Raw genomic sequence first — 20,696 nt, 5'->3', positions numbered from 1 at the left:
ATGACCGACTCGGAAGGTGGGAGGCTTCTTTTATCTAAGCCGTGAGCGGTGCTGGCGGGCAAACGAAATAAAGTGGGTGGGTCAATCTTAAAAGTCGGGATGTGTGGTGGAAGATCAAAAGATCGCAGCCTCGTTTCACTCGACAGCTGCTACAGGGATCGTGTTTTTCTGTAGGAGCTGTCGAGTGAAACGAGGCTGCGATCTTTTGATTTGAATCAGCGGCGAGTCAGCGGCTGTTGCGCAAATTTCACGCCGGCCAGACCCTGCGCGATCAGCGCGCGAATGTTGCCATGATCGCTGCCTTCAGGCGTCGCTACTACCGAGCGGTAATGCTCACCGAACGCCAGCAATGCTTCTTTATCGCTCAAGCCTTCCAGCAGCGCCAGACCGAGGGTTTTGCACGAACCTTCGTTCTGCCCGGCCGCATTCTGCACGCCGCCATTGCTGAACGCCTGAGGCTGGTAGTCGTATCCAGCCGCGATGAACGCCAGGGTATCGGCGAAAACGTGTTCGCCGCTGTTGAGGCTGGCGCGCAGGGTGTTCAGATCACTCATTGGGTTTTCCTTTGGCAAACGCGGCCTGTTGTTCGGCGCTGGCTTCTTGCTGGTATTGAGCCTTCCATTCGGCGTAGGGCATGCCGTAAACCACTTCGCGTGCGTCATCGAGGCTGACTTCGATCTGGCGTTCGTCGGCAGCGGCCTTGTACCACTTGGACAGGCAGTTGCGGCAGAAACCCGAGAGGTTCATCAGGTCGATATTCTGCACATCCTTGCGGCTGTCGAGGTGGGCGACGAGCCGGCGAAAGGCGGCGGCTTCAAGTTCCAGGCGTTGTTGATCAGTCATAGGGGTCTCTTCGAGACAGCTGTAAGCGGCAAGCTGCAAGCTGCAAGATGGGTTGCGGTGGCTGTTAGCTTACCGCTTGAAGCTTAAAGCTTGAAGCTTGCAGCTGCTACGCAGTAGCGCGGCTTGCCGCTAGCGTAATCGACACCGATTCGGCAAAGCGCAACGCGTGGGGTTTGTCGACTTCGACTTCGGCGTATTGCACTGATTCGTTAATCATCACCAGATCGAGAATTTCCTGGGTCAGGCGTTCCAGCAATGCAAAGCGATTGCCTTCGACATGCGCGATAATCGCCTTGGTGATGGTGCGGTAATTCAGCGCGTGCTCGATGTCGTTGTCACGCACCGCTTCCTGGGCCGCGTACAGGATGGTCAGGTTGATCAAGACATCCTGCTTGTTGAGGATTTCATCCTCGTTGATGCCGATGAAGGTCCGCAGGCACAGGTCCTTGACCCGGATGCGTGCGGTGCCAGGTTGAAGTTGTGGCATTGCTACTTGCTCCGTCCAATCAATTGCAAAAACTCCTGGCGGGTGTTGCTCGAGTCGCGGAAGGCGCCGAGCATCACCGAGGTGTTCATGGTCGAATTCTGTTTCTCGACACCGCGCATCATCATGCACATGTGCCGCGCCTCGATGACCACCGCAACGCCGGCGGCATCGGTCACTTGCTGCACCGCATCGGCGATTTGCCGGGTGAGGTTTTCCTGAATTTGCAGGCGCCGGGCGAACATGTCCACCAACCGCGCGATCTTCGACAGCCCCAAGACTTTTCCCGTAGGAATATAAGCCACATGGGCCTTGCCGATGAACGGCAGCAAATGGTGTTCGCACAGCGAATAGAGCTCGATGTCGGCGACGATGATCATTTCATCGGTGTCCGAGGCAAACAATGCGCCATTGACGATTTCGTCGACACTTTGCTCGTACCCATGACACAGGTACTGCATGGCTTTGGCCGCGCGCACCGGTGTATCGCGCAGACCTTCGCGGTCGGGATTTTCACCCAGGCCGATGAGAATGTCGCGATAGTTCTCGGGCAAGGAATTGTGGTGCAGGGATAACGTCATGGAGCATCCTCGCGGGGCCGCTTATTTGATGTGCCGGCCGCCATTGACGGTCAGGGTAGTGCCTGTGACGTAGGGGTTGTCGAGCAGGTAGCGCAAGCTTTGGTAAATCACTTCGCTGCCGGGTTCGATGCCCAGTGCGGACTTCGCCAGGGCCTTGGTGCGGTACGCCGCGTCGTCTTCAGGGTTGAACAGTAGCAGGGCCGGCGCGATGCCGTTGACTTTGATGGCGGGCGCGTACCGGGCAGCGAAGGACAGCGTCAGGCTGTCGAGCCCGGCCTTGCTCGCACAGTAACCGATGTGTTTGCTGCTGCCCTTGCGCGTGACGTCGTCACTGATGTGGACGATGTCGGCCTGGGTAGACCGTTGCAGCAGTTCGGCGCAGTGCAGATTGATCAGGTAGGGCGCCAGCATGTGCACGTTGAACATGCGTGTAAACGCTGCGGCGTCGCTGTCCGTGGACTCTGCCAGCCACTCGGATGCGTTGTGCACGATGGCCCGGAGGCTGTCGGTAAGGGTTTTCAGTTCGCTGATGAAGTCCAGGATGCCCGCCTCAGTGGAAAAGTCCGCGAAGAGCGCCGTCGCCCCGAGGTCGCGCAATGTCTGCACACCGCTGCGCTCAGTGCGGTAGGTGAAAATCACCCGGTGGCCATCTTTGAGCAAACGCTGCGCGCAGTGCAGGCCCACACGCTGGCCGGCACCGGTAAGGAGGATCGGAGCAGAGGAAGAGGTCATGAACGGCTCGCGTCGCGGAGAGAACAAAAACTATAACAGCGACGGCGGATTCACACCTCTATGGGAACGAGGTTGTGGGGGGCAAAGCGTGGTGGCAGCAAAGCTTGCTCGCGATCAGTGGAAAAGCGGCGCCATGGGATGATCGCGTTGTCGTTCTTCGCGAGCAAGCTTGCTCAGCTGATGGGGGGGGTGCTCACATTTTATGTCTGGCAGAGGTCAATTGTGGGAGCCAGCCTGCTGGCGAAGGCGGTGGGACAGTCGCGAGAATCTGTCGCCTGTACCGCCTTCATCGCGAGCAAGCCGGCTACGGGTTGACGGTTTTGCGGAGCTTCGTCGGGGTGTTCAGCCAACCGGCCAGCAGTCGCGTCGACAACGGAATGAACAGGTAAACCATCAATGGCGTCAGGCACAGCGTGCTGATCAGCACGCGAGGCAGCAGGCTCAATTCATCGAGTAACGGGCCCAATCCAAAGTTGAACAGCAACGACACCGGGAAAAATGCCATCCAGATCGCCACTGCCTGCTTCCAGCGCGGCGGGCGCTGGCCGGCCGCGCCAAACCAGCCTTCAATGCCGCTGACACGATGCTCGGTGGGGTCGGCGAACAAATCACTGCCACGCTCCAGCCACGCGGTTCGCGAGGCGGAATGCTCCCAGGCGTGCATCGTTTGCTCATCGGCGAAGCGAAAAATGATCTGGAATTCATTATCGTCAGGCGGTGGTGCAAGCACGCCAGAGCCGAGATAACCTTGAAAATCGGTGGCCAGCTGTTCGCCTTCGCGCAGCCAGAGCGTCAAATCCTGATAACGCCCTTCGGCAACGCGACGGGCGACCATCAGCGTGACGGGTGAGGTAGACATTGTGTATCTCCATGAGACTGATGCCTCGCTCCGGGTAGGAGTTCGGCAGGCGCAGCGGTGGGTAGGGTGCTGCGGCCTTGCAACCCGTTAAAAAACCAGCAAAAAACATTCCGGATTCTACAGGCGTGGCCCGCATGGCAGGTCGATCGTCGATGTCTTGAATTATCCCGGGCGCTGAGGGTTACACTGGGATCCAACTCATACAAGGACGTGGATTGCCGAATGTCTGCCATCATTGACGCCTCCCTGGGTCTTCAGCCCGATCTTGCACCTGCCCTGGAGCAGATGCTCCCTATCCGTGAAGTGGCGCGGCTCACCGGAGTGAATCCGGTCACCTTGCGCGCGTGGGAGCGGCGTTACGGTTTGATTCAGCCGACGCGCACTGATAGCGGGCATCGCCTGTATTCGATGAGCGATATTGAGCGGGTGCGCAGTATTCTCGACTGGATTGATCGCGGCGTCGCTGTCAGTAAAGTCGGCAAGATACTGGCCAAGGTCGCGCCGCTTCAGGCGTTGGCGCACATTATCCCCAGCGAGCGAGTGCACCCCGACCATGCGCAATGGCAGGAACAGCTCAAGTGCGCGGTTCGCGCGTTCGATGTGGTAACACTTGATCAGATCTATGGACGGATTTTTTCCAGTTACCCGCTATCGGTAGTGTTTCAGGACATCCTGCTGCCGTTATGGAAACATTTTCAGCAAGCGCAGCACCGGCGAGATGAGTTCGGACACGCCAGTGAATGGTTTTTTTTCGATGGTTTCTTGCGCTCCCGCATCGTACAGCGCCTGTCGCTGGCACCCGTCACGGGAGCCTGCAGAGTCGTTGTATGCGCCTTGAACGATCGCTGTCACGAAGTCGAACTGCTGGCCGCGGCGTTACTGCTCAGTAATTCCGATTGCGCAATTCAGGTCATGGCGGTCGGTCAGCCGTTCGATGAATTGACGCTGGTGTGCGAGAGGATCAAGCCTCAAGCACTCGTGCTTTTCTCCAACAATGCGCCGCTGCCGCAACTGCCGTTATTGCTGAAGCGACTGGCCTTGAGCATTGATTGTCAGCTGATGCTGGCGGGTGAAGTCGCTGAGCTGGCGCAGGAGAACCTGGCTGGATCTTCGATCGGCTGTCTGGGAAGTGATGGAACGCAGATGCGCCAAAGGCTCAAGCAGTTCCTGGCAGGCAGCCTGGACACTTGAGGCGGGCGGTGTGAATCAGAGGTGCAAGGCGGGGTGGGTCAGGCGATGCTGCTGAAGGATGTACTGGCGCAGGCGCTCGGTTTCGTCTTTGTCGCCCTGGTTCAACTGATAGGCGAAGTAGCCGTTATCCGTTTCCTTTTCGAAGGTGCCGCGCAAGGCGATACGTTCGTAGCCCGAAGGACTGAACCATAGTGCGAAATGCTTTGGCGGCTTGGTCTTGTTGCGTACTTCCAGCAGAACACCTTTGAAGGACACTTCGTGCACCCACATTGTCCCGGGCTGGCCACTGGCATTCTCCAACGCTACCGGCTCCTCCAGCACTAAACGCCAGGGCCGCACCATCGGACCATCCTCATAAATGCTCGGAACGCCCAGGCGCAGATGCAGCGCATGAAATTCGTCTTCAACCAAGTGCAGGGGGAACGTCATTTGCTGATTGTCGAAGTTGGCTTGGATGGTCACTTGCTCATGGGCAGCAAGGCGCGTGAGCAGATCACGAATCTGCGAACCGCCATTGACCAGCAGGCTCGACGTCGCATCCCGCACATTGAGTTGCGGGTTATGCTGCATGGTCTGGATGAAATCCAGCTCATCCTGGGTCAGGAGCGCGTCGCGTTGCATGATCTACTCGAAAGAAATGCTAACAAAGTCATCGGTGATTGTAGTTAATGACAACTAATTCGCATTTTTGTTTGCACCGTTGGTCGCTTTCAGCGCGGCCAGTTGGTTCTGCAGCTCGTTCACTTGGGCTTCAAGCTGCACGATACGCTGCTGAGCCTTGACCTGAAGAGTGACATCTTTTTGCACTCCGACGAAATAGGTCTGGCCGTCAGCGGAATTTTTTACTGTCGAAAGCGATAGCTCGTTCCAGAATGGCGTACCGTCCTTGCGATAATTGTGCAGAATCTCGCGGCAAGAGCCTCCCTGATCGAGTGTCTCGCGAACCACGCGCAAGGACGCCTGATCCCGATCTCCAGCCTGCAGAAAGCGGCAGTCCTGATAGAGGATTTCTTCGCTTGAATAGCCCGTCATGCGCTCGAACGCCGGATTGACGTAAATCAGAATATTGTCTTGCTCGCCCTCTTTTTCCGCGATCACGATGCCTTCATTCGAAGCATTGACGACCATTTGCAGCAGCTGCGCATTGATCATTTGCAGAGTCCTTTGCGGGTGATTGATCGTCTGCATTCTAAAAGAACAATCAGGGTCGTGCTGTTAAGATCCTTCCCTTTATTCAACTTCAGGACCCGATTGATGAAAGTTGCCATCCTTTCCGGCTCGGTATACGGCACGGCCGAAGAAGTCGCCCGTCATGCCGCCAGCATTCTGAAAACTGCCGGTTTCGATACGTTCCACAACCCACGGGCAAGCCTTGCGGACATACAGGCGTTCGGTCCGGACGCTTTTCTCGCCGTGACGTCGACCACCGGCATGGGCGAGCTGCCCGACAATCTGCAGCCTTTGTATAGCGCCATCCGCGATCAGTTGCCGGCGGCATGGCGTGGTTTGCCGGGTGCCGTGATCGGCTTGGGTGATGCCAGTTATGGCGATACTTTTTGCGGCGGTGGCGAGCAGATGCGTGAGCTGTTTACCGAGTTGGGCGTGCGTGAAGTGCTGCCGATGCTGCGTCTGGACGCCAGCGAAAGTGTCACCCCGGAAACCGACGCGGAGCCCTGGCTGGCCGAACTGATCGATGCGCTGAACCACTGATCCGCCGCTGGCGAAACCTGTGACTGCGGGCCTTTCGAGGCACTGACTCGCTAGGCCATCAAGCTGGCTGCCAATGCAACTACCCGATTATCGAGGGCTGACTAGACTGCTTCACGTGAGCATAAAAACAAGAACAGGAGTTCCTTGCTGTGAGCGTAGCCCCCATCCAGTCGACACCGAGCGTTCAACATCAGGTCAGCGCCGCCGAGTGGCAGACCCGCGTCGATCTGGCGGCCTGTTATCGTCTGGTCGCCCAGCACGGCTGGGACGATCTGATTTTCACGCACATCTCGGCCAAGGTGCCGGGTACCGAAGATTTCCTGATCAACCCATTCGGCCTGATGTTCCACGAGATCACCGCATCCAGCCTGGTCAAGGTCGATCAGGCCGGCAACAAATTGATGGAAAGCCCGTACGACATCAACCCGGCGGGGTACACGATCCACAGCGCCGTGCATGAAGTGCGTCATGATGTGGTGTGCGTGCTGCATACGCACACTGCGGCGGGTGTCGCGGTGTCGGCGCAGAAACAGGGCGTCTTGCCAATCAGCCAGCAGTCGTTATTCGTGCTGTCCAGCCTGGCTTATCACGCCTATGAAGGCGTTGCGTTGAACCACGAAGAGAAGGCGCGGTTGCAGGCCGACCTCGGCGACAACAATTTTCTGATGTTGCACAACCACGGCTTGCTGACCTGCGGCAGTACCGTTGCCGATACCTTCCTGATGATGTTTACCTTCCAGCGCGCTTGCGATATCCAAGTGCTGGCGCAGAACGGTGGGGCGGAATTGATCGCCATCGATCCGCAGATCCTGGCGGGTGCCAAGGCGATGATCGCTGGCGTCACCAAAAGTTCTCAAGGCATGGGGGGCGCGCTGGCCTGGCCGGCGTTGCTACGTAAGCTCGATCAACTGGACCCGGGATACAAATTCTGATGCCACTCGCCGAGATCCCGCTGTGTGTCTGGCGCAAGCGCAGTCAGACGTTCATGTTCCGCGGCCATGCCATTCGTTACTGGACGGCAGGGCAGGGCGAGCCACTGTTGCTGATTCACGGTTTTCCGACGGCCAGTTGGGACTGGCATTTCCTCTGGCAGCCACTGGCCCAGCGCTATCGCGTGATAGCTTGCGACATGCTCGGCTTCGGCGATTCAGCCAAACCGGTCAACCATGAATACAGCTTGCTCGAACAGGCCGATCTGCAACAGGCACTGCTCGAACACCTGCACGTCGAGACGCCCGTGCACATTATTGCCCACGATTATGGCGACAGCGTGGCGCAGGAACTGCTGGCGCGACACTATGAGGCGCGCATCGAACTCGCCAGTTGTGTGTTCCTCAACGGCGGCCTGTTTCCGGAAACCCATCGCCCGGTACTCATGCAAAAACTGCTGCTCAGCCCATTGGGCTGGATGATTGGGCGAGCCTTCTCGCGCGAGGCGCTGGTGAAGAGTTTCCGGCAGATATTCGGTCCGCATAGCCGCCCTACGGAAAGCGAGATGGACGATTTCTGGAGCCTGATCGTTAGCAATAACGGGACGCGGATTATTCACAAACTCATCGCCTACATTCCCGAACGGCGAGTTCAGCGGGACCGTTGGGTGCTGGCGATGCAGCGCGGCGAAGTGCCGTTGAGGGTGATTGATGGCGAGGTCGATCCGATCTCCGGAGCGCACATGGTCAAGCGCTATCAGGAATTGATTCCAGACGCTGATACAGTGCTGTTGCCAAGCATCGGCCATTACCCGCAGACCGAAGCGCCGGTGCAGGTGCTGCAGCATTATCTGGCGTTTCGCGGCCGGTTGATCCCTTTGCCGCGTAAGGTGGCTTTTTCCTGAGTCGATGCTGAAAGATCGCAGCCTCGTGTTACTCGACAGCTCCTACAGGGATATCGGTGATCCCGATGTAGGAGCTGTCGAGTAACACGAGGCTGCGATCTCTAATGGTCCCCCCAATCCCAAATCCGCATCATCCCCCAGCCTTATCGAACACCATTCAGCCCCACCCGTATTCATTGTGACCCGCGGCGCCGTGCCTGACACTCGGACACATCGTCCCTTTGGCCTGCTGGAGTCCTCCCATGAATGAGTCTGTGCGCTTCGAAGATAAAGTCGTAATCATCACCGGGGCCGGCGGCGGCCTCGGGCGTGCGCACGCGTTGCTATTCGCCGCGCAGGGAGCCAAAGTGCTGGTCAATGATCTCGGCGGTTCGGCTCAGGGGGAGGGCGCAAACGCATCGGCGGCGGACCGCGTCGTAGCGGAAATTCGTCAGGCGGGCGGTGTTGCCGAGGCCAGCCACGACTCGGTCACCGATGGCGACAAAATCGTCCAGAATGCGCTGGATGTTTTCGGCCGCGTCGACGTGGTCGTCAACAATGCCGGGATCCTGCGGGACAAGACCTTCCACAAGATGGACGATGCCGACTGGGATCTGGTTTACCGCGTCCACGTTGAGGGCGCTTATAAGGTTACCCGCGCGGCGTGGCCGCATCTGCGCGAGCAAAACTATGGCCGAGTGATCTTCACCGCCTCGACCTCGGGCATCTATGGCAACTTCGGTCAATCCAACTACGGCATGGCCAAGCTCGGCCTCTACGGCCTGACCCGCACCCTTGCCATCGAAGGGCGTAAGCACAACATTCTTGTCAACGCCATCGCTCCCACCGGCGGCACGCGCATGACCGAAGGCCTGATTCCGCCGCAAGTGTTCGAACAGCTCAAGCCCGAACTGGTCAGCCCGCTGGTGGTCTATCTGGCCAGCGAAAACTGTCAGGAAACGTCGGGCCTGTTTGAAGTGGGTGGCGGCTGGATGGGCAAGGTTCGCTGGGAGCGCAGCCTGGGTGCCGGGTTCGATCCACGGGTAGGATTCTCGCCGGACGATGTGGCGGCGAATTGGGCGCAGATCTGTGATTTCGAAGGCGCGGTGCATCCGAAGGATAATATTGACGCGTTGAAGGAAATGATGGGGAATTTGCAGAGGTATTCGATTTAAAGATTGCTACAGGGGCAGAATTCATGTCCTGCCCCTGTTGATGTACATTACTCGGGTTTAAATCCGGATTTGTTATTAGCTGCGCGCCAGATTTTTATGGTGTTCAATACCCCCTCTGGACTATCTTCAGCTCCAGCCGATGGGTAATACATAATGTCTGAGCCATTCGGATGCTCAGACGTAATGACGATGATCTCGACGATTTCGTCCAGCTCGGCTTCCGAGGAGTAATCACCTGCGAATAAGCGCTCGATAAGAGTCTTGTATTCAGATTCGGTGTAATCTTCCAGCTTGTTTTTAAGAGTCATCTCACTGTTCCCCTTTGGTGGAGTGGGCATTGATATGCTGCCTGGGTCCCAATATTCGAATGTTATCAATATCGTAGACTGCTCCGTCTTCACCGATAGGTTTTAAATGGTGAAGCTCGTATTTCGTCCTTTTCCCGATTTGATCGGCTAAAGGCGCTTTTAAGGAAAGTCCTTTTTGCATTTCTATTTTACTCATCCGAGGTAACTGTGAGCTCAAGACAGGATCCGCCGCAACCGCCTTCCAAAAGGCTCTCCGAAAAGCGTTGAAACTGGAGAATTCCCTTCCTCGAAGTATATCTGCAATCTGAGTTGGAAGCGGTGCGCCATCCATCGTTGATGCGGCACCTACCCAATCCCCCGAAACTGTCTGCCCGAATCCGCTAATTACACCAGGTTCATTCCTCCTATCCCTGAATATCGTATAGATAGGAGGTATCCCCGAATCTGCAGGGAAAACGGTGATGAAGCCTCGCAGAGTGTCGAGATCCAGTTCAGGGAATGGATCAATACGTCCTTCGAGGGCTGTAACGATGGCACCCTCGTAAACGACAACTCCCGGCTGGCCCGAGGGCAAGGATGTTGATGCGTCACCTGGTTTAACAATCGGCGTCCAGGTCATGCCAATGGAATGCACGTCCGGGCTCTGAGTCGTATAGACGTTGCGGGCCGGATCGTACGTGGCGTGCTGGACTTGCACGTCATAAGGCACTGCAGTGCCGTTCAGGGCGACAACAAAATATTCGATCGCGTTGCGGTTAGCTTTTGAGCCAATGCCGACAGTCAGTCTGACGGGGCCACTTGATTGCACGCCTGCCCTCAAGTTCTGATCTGCAATTGGCGAAAGGTCGGCGAGCGGAACGCTCAAAGTGTAAAGGTCGCTATTGCCTAGAGGCGAGGGATATACCAGAGCCGCGAATCCGCTGACCACGGCACCGGCTGAACCGACGGCGGCCGAGATAGCTGCGGAGAGTGCTGATTGAAGAGCGGATCTGATCGCCAGCGATGTTGCCGCGCTAACTCCCACCGTCCCGGCTGTGCCAGCGAAGAGGGGGCCGGTCGCCGCTGTAAAACCTGACAACGGAAGTGTCGATATTTTTGCATTTTCTTCCGCTTGCCGCTGCTCTTCGAGCCGCTTCAACTCAGCAAGTGCATCAACGCGCGCCTGTTCTGCTGCCACCTGCTGCGCAAGTGCCTCTGCTGCAATTTTTGCCTGCTCTGCAGCCGCGCGTCGGGCTTCTTCAAGGGCTGAAAGTCTTGCTTGCTCTCGGGCGCGGACCTCGGCTTCCTCATTAGCCCGGACAAGCTCCGCCGCTACTCGTTGTGCTTCCTCTCGCGCTGCCGAGAGCCTCTGTTCTTCAGCCTGTGCGATGGCCAATTGGCTCTGCAAGTTGGCGCGTTTCTGAATCAATAATTCAATGGATTGGGTTAAAAGTCTGGCGGAGTATTCGGCTTGGTAAGCATCTGCCCATGATTGAATTATGGGGCTAATATTATAAATATTACGATCAATCTGGCTCGCTCTATCGGAAAATTGCGCCATGGTTTTATCATGAGGATTACTTCCGTAAAATGAATTAGCCAGGATCCTTGTGCTGCTTAGTTCTACCTCTTTTCGGTGAATAAGTGTACTCGTTATACCGATTTCCCGAAGAGCTGCTGCAGTGGGAGATTGCGATCCGCTGGCTGTTTCTGCTCTGACGGCAGAGAGTTCATTTTCGATTGTCTGCGGTAATTGCAAAGATTGCGTCATGTATGTGCTAGAGGTTAAAGATACTACCGCATCTATTTGATTGAATACTTGAATCTGTATGTTGTTGAGCATGTGGTGAACTGACATGCCCTGACTGGGTATATTCGAAAATCCTCCTCCGACTGAGTCCAGACCTGACACCGGCTGTTTCCCTACGTAAGTCGCAGGCAGCGTGAAATTTTGATTGAGCATATTCTTTCCTTGAATGTGCGTGCAGTTTGTTTTGCGAAATATCTCATTTATAAAGCTGAAATTAATTTCTTGCTACTTGTTGGTCATCATAATGTAAAAGTTAAATTTCAGGGTCTGAAAATCCAGTGGTTCATTTAATTAATTCATGAAGGAAGAATCATTCGGGCAGCTTATAAATGCACATTATCCTTTTGAAAAAAAGGACTTCTCTTACACTACTGTATCCCGCGACGTAGGCGTTCAGTGTCGCGATACCTGTTATTCCTGCCCATAAAAAAGGCCGCTGCAAACGCAGCGGCCAAAGCAAGACGTGGATCAAGGAGCAACAAATCAACGTCAGAGAACGCGGGTTGATAATTCGAAACGCTTCAAATCATCTGAATTTTTCGCGGCGGACTGAGCGGAGCAGTTTCCATCGCCAGGTGCTACCCGTCAGTTGCCTTGCATCGCGCTGAGAATAAGCCCTTGTCCGCAAAGGAAAAATAGTGATTCCAGACAAGCACTGTTGCAGCCTCGGCAACAGTCCACGACAAATTTCCCTGTAGCAGTTGGCGCAGCCTGCGTCCGGCTGCGTAGCAGTCGTCAATCAATCGTATGGAGTGCACATCGCACCTGCCGGACCGCCGGACCGCCGGACGCAGGCTGCGCCAGCTGCTACAGACAGTGGTGGCCTTGCCTCATGCGTTCCATTGATAACCCTTCATCCAGTCCGCCCATACCCCGCGCAAATCCCCCCACCACAAGCCCGTTCATCCTTTCGAGGTACACGCCAAATACCTCCTTCGTGCGCTTATCGCTCTCGGCGTGCGGCAGTAGGGTGGGGCCTTCTGTCACTCACCGGGGAAGACGCATGACAAAAACAACAATGCGCGCCATCTTCAAACCGCACGCGCTCGCCGCTGCGGTGGCCATGGGTTGTTGCGCCCAGGCACAGGCGGTTTCATTCAATATCGGGGAAATCGAGGGGACTTTCGACTCCTCGCTGTCTGTGGGGGCGAGCTGGGGCATGCGCGATGCCGACAGCTCGTTGGTGGGCATTCCCAACGGCGGAACCGGCCAGGCGTCGACCGGAGATGACGGGCGTCTGAATTTCAAGAAAGGTGAAACCTTCTCCAAGATCTTCAAGGGCATCCATGACCTCGAATTGAAGTATGGCGACACCGGCGTGTTCGTCCGTGGCAAGTACTGGTACGACTTCGAACTGAAGGACGAAGACCGCGAGTTCAAGCCGATCAGCGATCACAACCGCAAGGAAGGCTCAAAGTCTTCCGGTGCGCAGATCCTCGATGCCTTCGTCTATCACAATTATTCGATCGGCAATTTGCCTGGTACCGCGCGGGCCGGCAAACAGGTGGTCAGCTGGGGCGAAAGTACCTTCATCGGCAACTCGATCAACAGCATCAATCCGGTGGACGTTTCCGCGTTTCGACGCCCCGGCGCGGAGATCAAGGAGGGCCTGATTCCGGTGAACATGTTGTTCGCCTCGCAGGGCCTGACTGACAAGCTCACCGTGGAAGGTTTCTATCAGCTGGAGTGGGACCAGACGGTTCTCGACAACTGCGGCACCTTCTTCGGTGGAGACGTAGCAGCAGATGGTTGCACTACCGGCTACACCGTTGCCAGCCCGGCAATCGCGCCATTGCAACCGATTGCGGCGGCATTCGGCCAAGGCTTCCAGGTCAGTCGCGAAGGTGTGATCGTGCCACGCGGTGGTGACCGCGACGCCCGCGATTCCGGACAATGGGGGACGGCCCTGCGCTGGCTTGGCGATGACACCGAGTACGGTCTGTACTTCATGAATTATCACAGCCGCACACCGAACGTTGGCACCACGACGGCCGGTCCCGGCACGCTGGCGCGAATCCCCGGCATCATCGGTGCGGCCAATGGCATTGCGCCTGGCAGCGGTGGCGGTCTTGCGCAAAGCGTGATGCTGGGTCGCGGTCAGTATTATCTCGAGTATCCGGAAGACATCCGCCTGTATGGCGCAAGTTTCTCCACTACCTTGCCGACCGGCACGGCGTGGACCGGCGAGATCAGCTACCGTCCCAACCTGCCGGTGCAGATCAATACCAATGACCTGACGCTGGCCCTGCTCAACCCCATTTCCGGTGGCGCAGCATCACCGATCGCCACGGCTCCGGGGGCTGACAACAAAGGTTATCGGCGCAAGGACGTGACGCAGATCCAGAGCACCCTGACGCACTTCATCGATCAAGTGGCAGGCGCCGATCGGCTGACCCTGGTGGGTGAAGCGGCGGTGGTGCATGTCGGCGGGCTGGAGGACAAAAGTGAACTGCGTTACGGCCGCGACTCGGTGTACGGCCAATACGGTTTTGGCGGTGACACCGACGGTTTTGTCACGTCGACCTCCTGGGGCTACCGGGCCCGCGCGATCCTTGAGTACAACAACGTGATCGCCGGGATCAACTTCAAACCCAACCTGTCGTGGTCCCACGACGTCGCCGGCTATGGCCCCAACGGCCTGTTCAATGAAGGCGCGAAAGCGATCAGCGTCGGTGTCGATGCCGACTACCGCAACACCTACACCGCGAGCTTGAGTTACACCGATTTCTTCGGCGGTGACTACAACACCCTGGAAGATCGCGACTTCCTGGCGCTGAGCTTCGGCGTGAACTTCTGATCTGGCTGAGAAGGATGATTTCAATGCGCAAGATGATTCTGCAATATGGTGTTCTGGCCCTGAGCCTGTTGGCTGCCAACGTGATGGCCGCGGTGTCGCCGGAAGAAGCCAGCAAACTGGGGACCAGCCTGACACCGCTGGGCGCGGAAAAGGCCGGCAACGCCGACGGCTCGATCCCGGCCTGGACCGGTGGCATCGGCAAGAACGCCGGTGCGGTGGACAGCAAAGGATTCCTGGCTGACCCGTTCGCCAATGAAAAACCGCTGTTCACGATCACCGCGGCAACGGTGGACAAGTACAAGGACAAACTCTCCGATGGCCAGATAGCGATGTTCAAGCGCTATCCAGAGACCTACAAAATCCCGGTTTATCCGTCACATCGCACGGTGGCTGTGCCAGCGGATATCTACGAGTCAGCCAAACGCAGTGCCCTCAATGTCACGCCGATCAATGACGGCAACGGGTTGGCCAATTTCACCGGCAATCGCTATTACGCGTTCCCGATTCCGAAAAATGGCGTTGAGGTTATCTGGAACCACGTCACCCGGTATCACGGCGGTAACCTGCGCCGCACCATCACTCAGGCGACGCCGCAGTCCAATGGTGATTTCACCGTGATCCGCTTCAAGGATGAAGTGGCGGTGCCTTCCTTGCTCGGTGACTTGAAGCCGGGCAGCGACGAAAACGTCCTGAGTTATTTCAAGCAGGAAGTCACCGCGCCGGCGCGCCTGGCAGGTAACGTGCTGCTGGTTCACGAGACGCTCGATCAGGTCAAGGAACCGCGCAAGGCGTGGATCTACAATGCCGGCCAGCGACGCGTGCGTCGTGCTCCGCAAGTGGCCTATGACGGCGTCGGTACGTCGTCCGACGGTTTGCGCACCACCGATAACTTCGACATGTTTTCCGGCGCGCCGGACCGCTACGACTGGAAACTTATCGGCAAAAAAGAAATGTACATTCCGTACAACAGTTACAAGCTCGACTCGCCCAACCTCAAATACACCGACGTGATCAAGGCCGGGCATATCAACCAGGACCTGACCCGATACGAATTGCACCGCGTCTGGGAGGTCGTGGCCACGGTCAAGCCTGGCGAGCGCCACGTGTATGCCAAGCGCCACATGTATATCGATGAGGACAGCTGGCAGGTGGCACTGGCCGATCACTATGACGGTCGCGGTCAACTCTGGCGGGTTGCCGAAGGCCACGCGCAGTTCTATTACGATCATCAGGTACCGGCTTATACGGTGGAAGCGCTGTATGACCTGATCGCTGGTCGCTATATCGCGCTTGGCATGAAAAACGAGGAGAAGCGCAGTTTTGAATTTGGTATCGATGCCAAAGCGGGAGACTACACGCCAGCAGCGCTGCGGAGCACAGGTGTGAGGTAAGCAGTCCTACAGGTGGTACGGAAAAGGTGACTTTGCGGTCACCTTTTTTATGAGGGCCAATAAGCGTTTTGAATACTTCTCAACAAGCTGCACAGAGAGGGCTAGGGTGACGGCACAACTATAAGAAGGCGCCTTCCTATGACTGCCATGACCCAGTGGCCAGACCTTGCGGGATTTCTGCCCCGTTTGTCGTCTCATCATTTGTCGCGCAAACGCTTGATCGAACCGTTGCTGGCCTCGACAGCCCGGGTGAAATTGCTGTGCGCGCCTGCCGGCAGCGGCAAAAGTGCGTTGCTGGTCGAATGCCTGTTGCAGGCGCCGGAACACTGCCGGGTGCATTGGCTGCCAATGTCAGGTGTATCGTTGAGTGCTGCAGATTTACGGCAGCGACTGGGCCAGGTGCTGGGGCTGGAGGCGGCCGATGAGGCTGTATTGGTGGATTGCCTGAGTCGTTTGCAAAAGCCAACCTGGCTGTTTCTTGATGACCTGTGCCGCGCCCCTGATCCTGAATTTGATCGCTTGCTGGATCGCCTTCTGGCCATCGCCAGCCCGGCACTCACCTGGTGGTTGAGTTCGCGCCGACGTCCGTCATGCAACTGGCCGCGGCTGTTGCTCGATGACGAGTTGTTCGAGTGCGAAGGGCGCGCGCTGGCTTTTACCACTTCCGAGATCGAACAGATGCCCGGCCGGGTAGCGCCCACGTCCCGGTTGCCGAGCGCTGAAAAACTGTTCGAACGCACCGGCGGCTGGTGCGCCGGGGTGCGCATCGCAATGATGGAAGGGGATCACAAAGGTTGCGAGCAGGTTCGCTCTGCGACGCTGCTCGATTACCTGCAACATGAGCTGCTGAACACCTTGCCTGCCGAACTGGTAGAGGTGTGGAAAGTGCTGGCTCACTTGCCTCGTTTCAATGCCAGCCTGTGTGAGCACCTGTTCGGCACCGGCGAAGGTGCGCAGTGGTTGCATTCATTGCAGGACATGGGCTGTTTCATCGAACCGTGGGAAGACTCCGCCGATTGGTTACGAGTGTTCGTGCCGGTGGCGCTGGCCATTCGCGATGAGCAAAGCACCGCTGGACGCTCTTGGCATCGTCGTGCGTGTCAGTGGTTCAGTGCCCGCGAAGACTGGCAAGGCGCGTTCGAACAGGCAATGTTGGCGCAGGAGTTCGAATCGGCTGTCAGCCTGTTGCAACATTTCAGCTTCGAGCATTTGTTCATCCGTAACAACGTGACATTGTTGTTGCGCCTGCATGAGTTTTTGGGCGACCACCTGACACTGGGTACGCCGCAGCGGGTTGGGCTGATTACAGCGGCGTTGTTGTTCGCCGGGCGGTTCGAACAGGCCGCTGCCTGTATCGAGCAAATGGTCCGGTTCGCGCCACAACCCAGTGATACCCTGCACCGGCAGCTGCTGGCACGCTGGCAGGCGCAACAGGGGTGGCTTCTGCATTTGCAGGGGCGTATGGCTTGCGCCCGCGCGCATTTCATCGAGGCGCTCGTGGAACTGGACATCAGCGCCTGGTCATCCCGGCTGCTGTGCCTGTCCGGGTTGACGCAGCAGGCGCTGCTCAATGGCGACCTCGATGCTGCGCACACGATAAACCGCGAAGCGGTATGCCTGGCACGCGCGCATGGTTCGTTGTTGTTCGAAGGGCTGCTGGAGCTGGATCACGCGCAATTGCTGGAACAGCGTGGCGCGCCTTGCCGGGCCGAGCGGCTGCTGGCGGACGTGCATGCACGGCTCTGTCGTGAGGCTGACCGGCCCACACCGTTAATCGGCCGGGTAGCTTTGCGTAGAGGGCGATTGGCGCTGTGCCAGGGGCAGGATGAACGGGCAGCGGTGTTCTTTCGTTCGGGGCTGGAAGATTGCCTGCAAAGTGAGGACAAACGCGCTTTGTATGGTTTTCTCGGGCTGGCGCAACTGGCCGCGAACCAGCGTAATTACGCACAGGCGTTTGATCGCTTGCGAGAAGCCGAGCGATTGATGCAGCAGCGGCAGATCCCCGACACGGTCTACCGTGGCGCGCTGTTGCAGTTGAGCAGTCATATCTGGCTGCAACAGGGACGTGCGGAATTGGCCCGCGAAGCGCTGACCCGCGTGTTGCGTCATTACCGTGGGCCGCATGCGCGACAAGCGCCCCCGGCAACACTGGAACTCATCCCCCGCATCGAATATCAGCTGGTGCTGGCGCAGACCCGTCTGCATCAGGCGCACAAGCCCCTGGATCGTTTGCAGGCGTTGCTTGATCACGCGCAGCAGCACGGCATGCTGGCGCTCGAATCCGAACTGCAGTTGGCGATGTGTGAAGTGGCTGACCTGATTGACGAGCCCACGCTTGCACGCTCTGCGCTGGACGCAGGGCTGGAGCTGGTAAGCCGCTGCAATGTTCAGCAGGCGTTAAGCGAATTACAGTTGCGAGCGCCAGAACTGCTGTGCCGCTTGCAGGGCGAGCTACCCGTCGACGCGCAGGTCGTCGATGCGGGAGTGCTAAGTGCCCGCGAGCTTGAAGTGCTGAGCCTGATTGCGTTGGGCAACTCCAACCAGCAAATCGCCGAACAACTGTATATTTCCCTGCATACGGTTAAAACCCATGTACGACGGATCTACAGCAAGCTGGGCGTTCAACGGCGCACGCAGGCGGTTGCCAGGTTGAAGACAATGGGGGCAGGTTGCTAAATGTTCATTGCCCAGTATTCAAACCCCCGAATCTGACCCCGAGTGACGTTAGCACTTCAGTCATCGATTTTATCCACGGTTTTCTGCTCTGAGCCGGCACGCTCTTCGTACCCCATCCGCCAGCTCACGGCCCGAGTCGCCGCCAGCAATCGCTGCGCCGCCGGGCCGTTTTCGTCGGCGTGAAACAGCGATGCCGGTCCGACGATCGTCATCACTGCCACTGCGTTTCCAACTGCATTGAATACCGGAGCCGACAGCGCATCGACCCCGGGCATCAACAGGCCGTGTACATGGTGCAGGCCGCGATCACGAATTTGCTGACTCAGTCGTTCATAGTCCTGAGCGTCGGCCAAGGCGTGAACAGCGCAGGCCTGCAGTTCCCGTTCGCGCAAATCCACAGTTTCGCGCTTGGGCAAATATGCAGCGAATACCAGACCTGTAGACGAGGTAAGCAGCGGCAGTACGGAGCCAAGTTGCGTCACGACCGTCACCGCGCGCACCGCCGGTTCGATATGCACAACGGTTGCGCCCTGATTACCCCACACGGCCAAAAAGCAGGTCTCTTTCAATTCATCGCGCAGTTCCGCCAAGGGCAGGGCGGCAACCTTGAGCACGTCCATACTGTTGAGCGCGGCCAGCCCCACACGCAGAGCTTCGCGACCCAGGCCGTAGTGGTTGGTGGCCGTGTTCTGTTCGGCAAAACCGCTGGCAATCAGCGCCTGCAGATAACGGTGAACCTTGCTCGCGGGCATCTGCACGTGCTCGGCAAGGCGCGACAATGAAGTGGAGGGCGACAGCTCTGCCAAGGCCTTGAGGATGTCAGTGCCGACCTCCGCCGAGCGGACTTTTTGCTTGTCGTTGGTGCGCGGCGTTTCCATGAAGGCTGTCGATCCCGGGACGAATGGGCGTCTTTATAACTTGACGGTCATAACCAATCAAATTACGTTATGCGTAATTGAATTACGATAAAAATAAACGGGCCTGCCAATTCTCTTGTAATGAGTGACAGGCCATTGCCTGATCCTTGTTCAGGAGGCTCCATGAACCTCGATTCAACGGCGACCGAGCTCGCCTATCAGTCCGGCTTCGGCAACCATTTCAGCAGCGAAGCGTTGCCCGGCGCGCTGCCCGTCGGCCAGAACTCTCCGCAAAAAGCCCCGTATGGCCTCTACACCGAACTGTTCTCCGGCACCGCGTTCACCATGGCGCGCAGTGAAGCACGGCGGACCTGGATGTACCGTATTCAGCCGTCAGCCAATCATCCGGCGTTCGTCAAACTGGATCGGCAATTGGCTGGCGGGCCTTTGGGTGACGTGACCCCCAATCGCCTGCGCTGGAACCCGCTGGAGATTCCCGCCGAACCCACCGATTTCATTGATGGCCTGGTGAGCATGGTCGCCAACTCCAGCGCGGAGAAACCGGCCGGTATCAGCATTTACAGTTACCGCGCCAATCGCTCGATGGAGCGCGTGTTTTTTAATGCTGATGGCGAATGGCTACTGGTGCCGCAACTGGGTCGTCTGCGTCTCGTAACCGAATTGGGCGTGCTGGAAATCGAGCCGCTGGAAATTGCCGTGCTGCCTCGCGGTCTGAAGTTCCGCATCGAACTGCTCGACGCGCAAGCCCGCGGGTACCTCGCGGAAAATCATGGTGCGCCGTTGCGTCTGCCGGACCTGGGGCCGATCGGCAGCAATGGCCTGGCCAATGCACGAGACTTTCTGGCCCCGGTCGCGCACTACGAAAACCTCAAGCAACCGACCACGCTGGTGCAGAAATTCCTCGGTGAGTTGTGGGCGTGCGAGCTTGATCATTCGCCGCTGAATGTGGTCGCCTGGCACGGTAACAACGTGCCCTACAAATATGACCTGCGCCGATTCAATACCATCGGCACGGTGAGTTTCGATCATCCCGATCCGTCGATATTCACGGTCCTGACTTCGCCCACCAGTGTCCACGGTCTGGCCAATCTCGACTTCGTGATCTTCCCGCCACGCTGGATGGTGGCGGAGAAAACCTTCCGTCCGCCCTGGTTCCACCGCAACCTGATGAACGAATTCATGGGCTTGATCAAAGGCGAATACGACGCCAAGGCCGAGGGCTTCCTGCCCGGCGGCGCTTCGTTGCACAGCTGCATGAGCGCTCACGGGCCTGATGGCGAGACCTGCACCCGCGCGATCAATGCCGAGCTGGCACCGACAAAAATCGACAACACCATGGCGTTCATGTTCGAGACCAGCCAGGTGTTGCGCCCCAGCCGTTTCGCGCTGGATTGCCCGCAACTGCAAACCAGTTATGACGCGTGCTGGGCGACCCTGCCCGCGACTTTCGACCCAACCCGGAGATAACC

The 20,696-nt window shown here is 57.6% G+C and carries 20 protein-coding genes; 9 read left to right on the top strand and 11 right to left on the bottom strand.

Annotation, left to right across the window (positions count from 1 at the left end; all coding sequences use genetic code 11):
* Positions 1-215: 215 nt before the first annotated feature.
* The 6 genes from F8N12_RS11205 to F8N12_RS11180 all read right to left on the bottom strand — a co-directional run bounded on the left by F8N12_RS11205 (position 216) and on the right by F8N12_RS11180 (position 3,499).
* Positions 216-554, bottom strand: a complete 339-nt coding sequence (locus F8N12_RS11205) for a HopJ type III effector protein (RefSeq protein ID WP_150580493.1) — start codon at positions 552-554, stop codon at positions 216-218.
* On the bottom strand, positions 547-843 hold the full coding sequence (locus tag F8N12_RS11200) for a DUF1244 domain-containing protein (RefSeq protein WP_008026968.1): 297 nt from the start codon (positions 841-843) through the stop codon (positions 547-549). The genes F8N12_RS11205 and F8N12_RS11200 overlap by 8 nt, the downstream gene beginning before the upstream one ends.
* A 106-nt stretch (positions 844-949) precedes the next feature.
* The gene (folX, locus tag F8N12_RS11195) at positions 950-1,330 is read right to left on the bottom strand and encodes a dihydroneopterin triphosphate 2'-epimerase (RefSeq protein WP_150580492.1); all 381 of its coding nucleotides are present in this window, start codon (positions 1,328-1,330) and stop codon (positions 950-952) included.
* A 2-nt stretch (positions 1,331-1,332) separates the two neighbouring features.
* Positions 1,333-1,908: a GTP cyclohydrolase I FolE gene (gene folE, locus F8N12_RS11190; RefSeq protein ID WP_150580491.1), complete on the bottom strand. Its 576-nt coding sequence runs from the start codon at positions 1,906-1,908 to the stop codon at positions 1,333-1,335.
* A 21-nt stretch (positions 1,909-1,929) separates the two neighbouring features.
* The gene (gene folM / locus F8N12_RS11185) at positions 1,930-2,640 is read right to left on the bottom strand and encodes a dihydromonapterin reductase (protein WP_150580490.1); all 711 of its coding nucleotides are present in this window, start codon (positions 2,638-2,640) and stop codon (positions 1,930-1,932) included.
* A gap of 304 nt (positions 2,641-2,944) precedes the next feature.
* Complete coding sequence (locus F8N12_RS11180; RefSeq protein ID WP_150580489.1) at positions 2,945-3,499, bottom strand: antibiotic biosynthesis monooxygenase; 555 nt, start codon at positions 3,497-3,499, stop codon at positions 2,945-2,947.
* 222 nt (positions 3,500-3,721) lie between these two features.
* Between F8N12_RS11180 and F8N12_RS11175 the strand changes: the two genes are divergently transcribed.
* Entirely contained in the window at positions 3,722-4,690 is a 969-nt protein-coding gene (locus F8N12_RS11175) for a MerR family transcriptional regulator (protein ID WP_150580488.1), read from the top strand.
* A gap of 15 nt (positions 4,691-4,705) precedes the next feature.
* Here F8N12_RS11175 and F8N12_RS11170 read toward each other — a convergent pair whose 3' ends face one another.
* Together F8N12_RS11170 and F8N12_RS11165 are read right to left on the bottom strand one after the other, a co-directional pair.
* Positions 4,706-5,311, bottom strand: coding sequence for a hypothetical protein (locus tag F8N12_RS11170; protein WP_150580487.1), 606 nt, complete (start codon positions 5,309-5,311; stop codon positions 4,706-4,708).
* Positions 5,312-5,365: 54 nt separating this feature from the next.
* A complete protein-coding gene (locus F8N12_RS11165; protein WP_150580486.1) occupies positions 5,366-5,842 on the bottom strand; it encodes a PAS domain-containing protein in 477 nt (158 codons plus the stop codon).
* A gap of 102 nt (positions 5,843-5,944) precedes the next feature.
* Here F8N12_RS11165 and F8N12_RS11160 point away from each other — a divergent pair, with 102 nt between their 5' ends.
* From F8N12_RS11160 to F8N12_RS11145, 4 genes are all read left to right on the top strand, one after another.
* Entirely contained in the window at positions 5,945-6,400 is a 456-nt protein-coding gene (locus F8N12_RS11160; RefSeq protein WP_150580485.1) for a flavodoxin, read from the top strand.
* Between the two features lie 149 nt (positions 6,401-6,549).
* Entirely contained in the window at positions 6,550-7,332 is a 783-nt protein-coding gene (locus tag F8N12_RS11155) for a class II aldolase/adducin family protein (RefSeq protein ID WP_150580484.1), read from the top strand.
* Positions 7,332-8,234: an alpha/beta fold hydrolase gene (locus F8N12_RS11150; RefSeq protein ID WP_150580483.1), complete on the top strand. Its 903-nt coding sequence runs from the start codon at positions 7,332-7,334 to the stop codon at positions 8,232-8,234. The genes F8N12_RS11155 and F8N12_RS11150 overlap by 1 nt, the downstream gene beginning before the upstream one ends.
* Before the next feature lie 242 nt (positions 8,235-8,476).
* Entirely contained in the window at positions 8,477-9,388 is a 912-nt protein-coding gene (locus F8N12_RS11145) for an SDR family oxidoreductase (RefSeq protein ID WP_150580482.1), read from the top strand.
* A gap of 47 nt (positions 9,389-9,435) precedes the next feature.
* Here F8N12_RS11145 and F8N12_RS11140 read toward each other — a convergent pair whose 3' ends face one another.
* Both F8N12_RS11140 and F8N12_RS11135 read right to left on the bottom strand, forming a co-directional pair.
* Complete coding sequence (locus F8N12_RS11140) at positions 9,436-9,696, bottom strand: bacteriocin immunity protein (protein WP_150580481.1); 261 nt, start codon at positions 9,694-9,696, stop codon at positions 9,436-9,438.
* Position 9,697: 1 nt separating this feature from the next.
* Positions 9,698-11,638 carry an S-type pyocin domain-containing protein gene (locus tag F8N12_RS11135; protein ID WP_224787695.1) on the bottom strand — a complete coding sequence of 647 codons (1,941 nt, stop codon included), beginning with the start codon at positions 11,636-11,638 and terminating at the stop codon, positions 9,698-9,700.
* An 850-nt stretch (positions 11,639-12,488) separates the two neighbouring features.
* On the opposite strand from F8N12_RS11135, the gene F8N12_RS11130 reads away from it, so the two are divergent.
* The 3 genes from F8N12_RS11130 (at position 12,489) to F8N12_RS11120 (ending at position 18,349) form a co-directional block, all read left to right on the top strand.
* Positions 12,489-14,282 (top strand): DUF1302 domain-containing protein, encoded by a 1,794-nt coding sequence (locus F8N12_RS11130; RefSeq protein ID WP_150580480.1) that lies wholly within the window; start codon positions 12,489-12,491, stop codon positions 14,280-14,282.
* Between the two features lie 23 nt (positions 14,283-14,305).
* Complete coding sequence (locus tag F8N12_RS11125) at positions 14,306-15,673, top strand: DUF1329 domain-containing protein (RefSeq protein ID WP_150580479.1); 1,368 nt, start codon at positions 14,306-14,308, stop codon at positions 15,671-15,673.
* A gap of 138 nt (positions 15,674-15,811) precedes the next feature.
* Entirely contained in the window at positions 15,812-18,349 is a 2,538-nt protein-coding gene (locus F8N12_RS11120) for a helix-turn-helix transcriptional regulator (protein WP_150580478.1), read from the top strand.
* 56 nt (positions 18,350-18,405) lie between these two features.
* On the opposite strand, the gene F8N12_RS11115 is transcribed toward F8N12_RS11120, so the two are convergent.
* The gene (locus F8N12_RS11115) at positions 18,406-19,227 is read right to left on the bottom strand and encodes an IclR family transcriptional regulator (RefSeq protein WP_150580477.1); all 822 of its coding nucleotides are present in this window, start codon (positions 19,225-19,227) and stop codon (positions 18,406-18,408) included.
* Positions 19,228-19,389: 162 nt separating this feature from the next.
* On the opposite strand from F8N12_RS11115, the gene hmgA reads away from it, so the two are divergent.
* Positions 19,390-20,694, top strand: a complete 1,305-nt coding sequence (gene hmgA / locus F8N12_RS11110; protein ID WP_150580476.1) for a homogentisate 1,2-dioxygenase — start codon at positions 19,390-19,392, stop codon at positions 20,692-20,694.
* Positions 20,695-20,696 lie beyond the last annotated feature (2 nt).

It is taken from the genome of Pseudomonas fluorescens (assembly GCF_902497625.1).
GTDB lineage: Bacteria > Pseudomonadota > Gammaproteobacteria > Pseudomonadales > Pseudomonadaceae > Aquipseudomonas > Aquipseudomonas fluorescens_BQ.
The sequence above is the reverse complement of the archived record's forward strand: the minus strand, read 5'-3'. Positions and strand labels throughout refer to the sequence as shown.

Excerpts from the sequence above, each read along its gene's own strand:
- F8N12_RS11205 (WP_150580493.1), bottom strand. The coding sequence starts at position 554 with ATGAGTGATCTGAACACCCTGCGCGCCAGCCTCAACAGCGGCGAACAC.
- F8N12_RS11200 (WP_008026968.1), bottom strand. The coding sequence starts at position 843 with ATGACTGATCAACAACGCCTGGAACTTGAAGCCGCCGCCTTTCGCCGG.
- folX (WP_150580492.1), bottom strand. The coding sequence starts at position 1,330 with ATGCCACAACTTCAACCTGGCACCGCACGCATCCGGGTCAAGGACCTG.
- folE (WP_150580491.1), bottom strand. The coding sequence starts at position 1,908 with ATGACGTTATCCCTGCACCACAATTCCTTGCCCGAGAACTATCGCGAC.
- folM (WP_150580490.1), bottom strand. The coding sequence starts at position 2,640 with ATGACCTCTTCCTCTGCTCCGATCCTCCTTACCGGTGCCGGCCAGCGT.
- F8N12_RS11180 (WP_150580489.1), bottom strand. The coding sequence starts at position 3,499 with ATGTCTACCTCACCCGTCACGCTGATGGTCGCCCGTCGCGTTGCCGAA.
- F8N12_RS11175 (WP_150580488.1), top strand. The coding sequence starts at position 3,722 with ATGTCTGCCATCATTGACGCCTCCCTGGGTCTTCAGCCCGATCTTGCA.
- F8N12_RS11170 (WP_150580487.1), bottom strand. The coding sequence starts at position 5,311 with ATGCAACGCGACGCGCTCCTGACCCAGGATGAGCTGGATTTCATCCAG.
- F8N12_RS11165 (WP_150580486.1), bottom strand. The coding sequence starts at position 5,842 with ATGATCAATGCGCAGCTGCTGCAAATGGTCGTCAATGCTTCGAATGAA.
- F8N12_RS11160 (WP_150580485.1), top strand. The coding sequence starts at position 5,945 with ATGAAAGTTGCCATCCTTTCCGGCTCGGTATACGGCACGGCCGAAGAA.
- F8N12_RS11150 (WP_150580483.1), top strand. The coding sequence starts at position 7,332 with ATGCCACTCGCCGAGATCCCGCTGTGTGTCTGGCGCAAGCGCAGTCAG.
- F8N12_RS11145 (WP_150580482.1), top strand. The coding sequence starts at position 8,477 with ATGAATGAGTCTGTGCGCTTCGAAGATAAAGTCGTAATCATCACCGGG.
- F8N12_RS11140 (WP_150580481.1), bottom strand. The coding sequence starts at position 9,696 with ATGACTCTTAAAAACAAGCTGGAAGATTACACCGAATCTGAATACAAG.
- F8N12_RS11135 (WP_224787695.1), bottom strand. The coding sequence starts at position 11,638 with ATGCTCAATCAAAATTTCACGCTGCCTGCGACTTACGTAGGGAAACAG.
- F8N12_RS11130 (WP_150580480.1), top strand. The coding sequence starts at position 12,489 with ATGACAAAAACAACAATGCGCGCCATCTTCAAACCGCACGCGCTCGCC.
- F8N12_RS11125 (WP_150580479.1), top strand. The coding sequence starts at position 14,306 with ATGCGCAAGATGATTCTGCAATATGGTGTTCTGGCCCTGAGCCTGTTG.
- F8N12_RS11120 (WP_150580478.1), top strand. The coding sequence starts at position 15,812 with ATGACTGCCATGACCCAGTGGCCAGACCTTGCGGGATTTCTGCCCCGT.
- F8N12_RS11115 (WP_150580477.1), bottom strand. The coding sequence starts at position 19,227 with ATGGAAACGCCGCGCACCAACGACAAGCAAAAAGTCCGCTCGGCGGAG.
- hmgA (WP_150580476.1), top strand. The coding sequence starts at position 19,390 with ATGAACCTCGATTCAACGGCGACCGAGCTCGCCTATCAGTCCGGCTTC.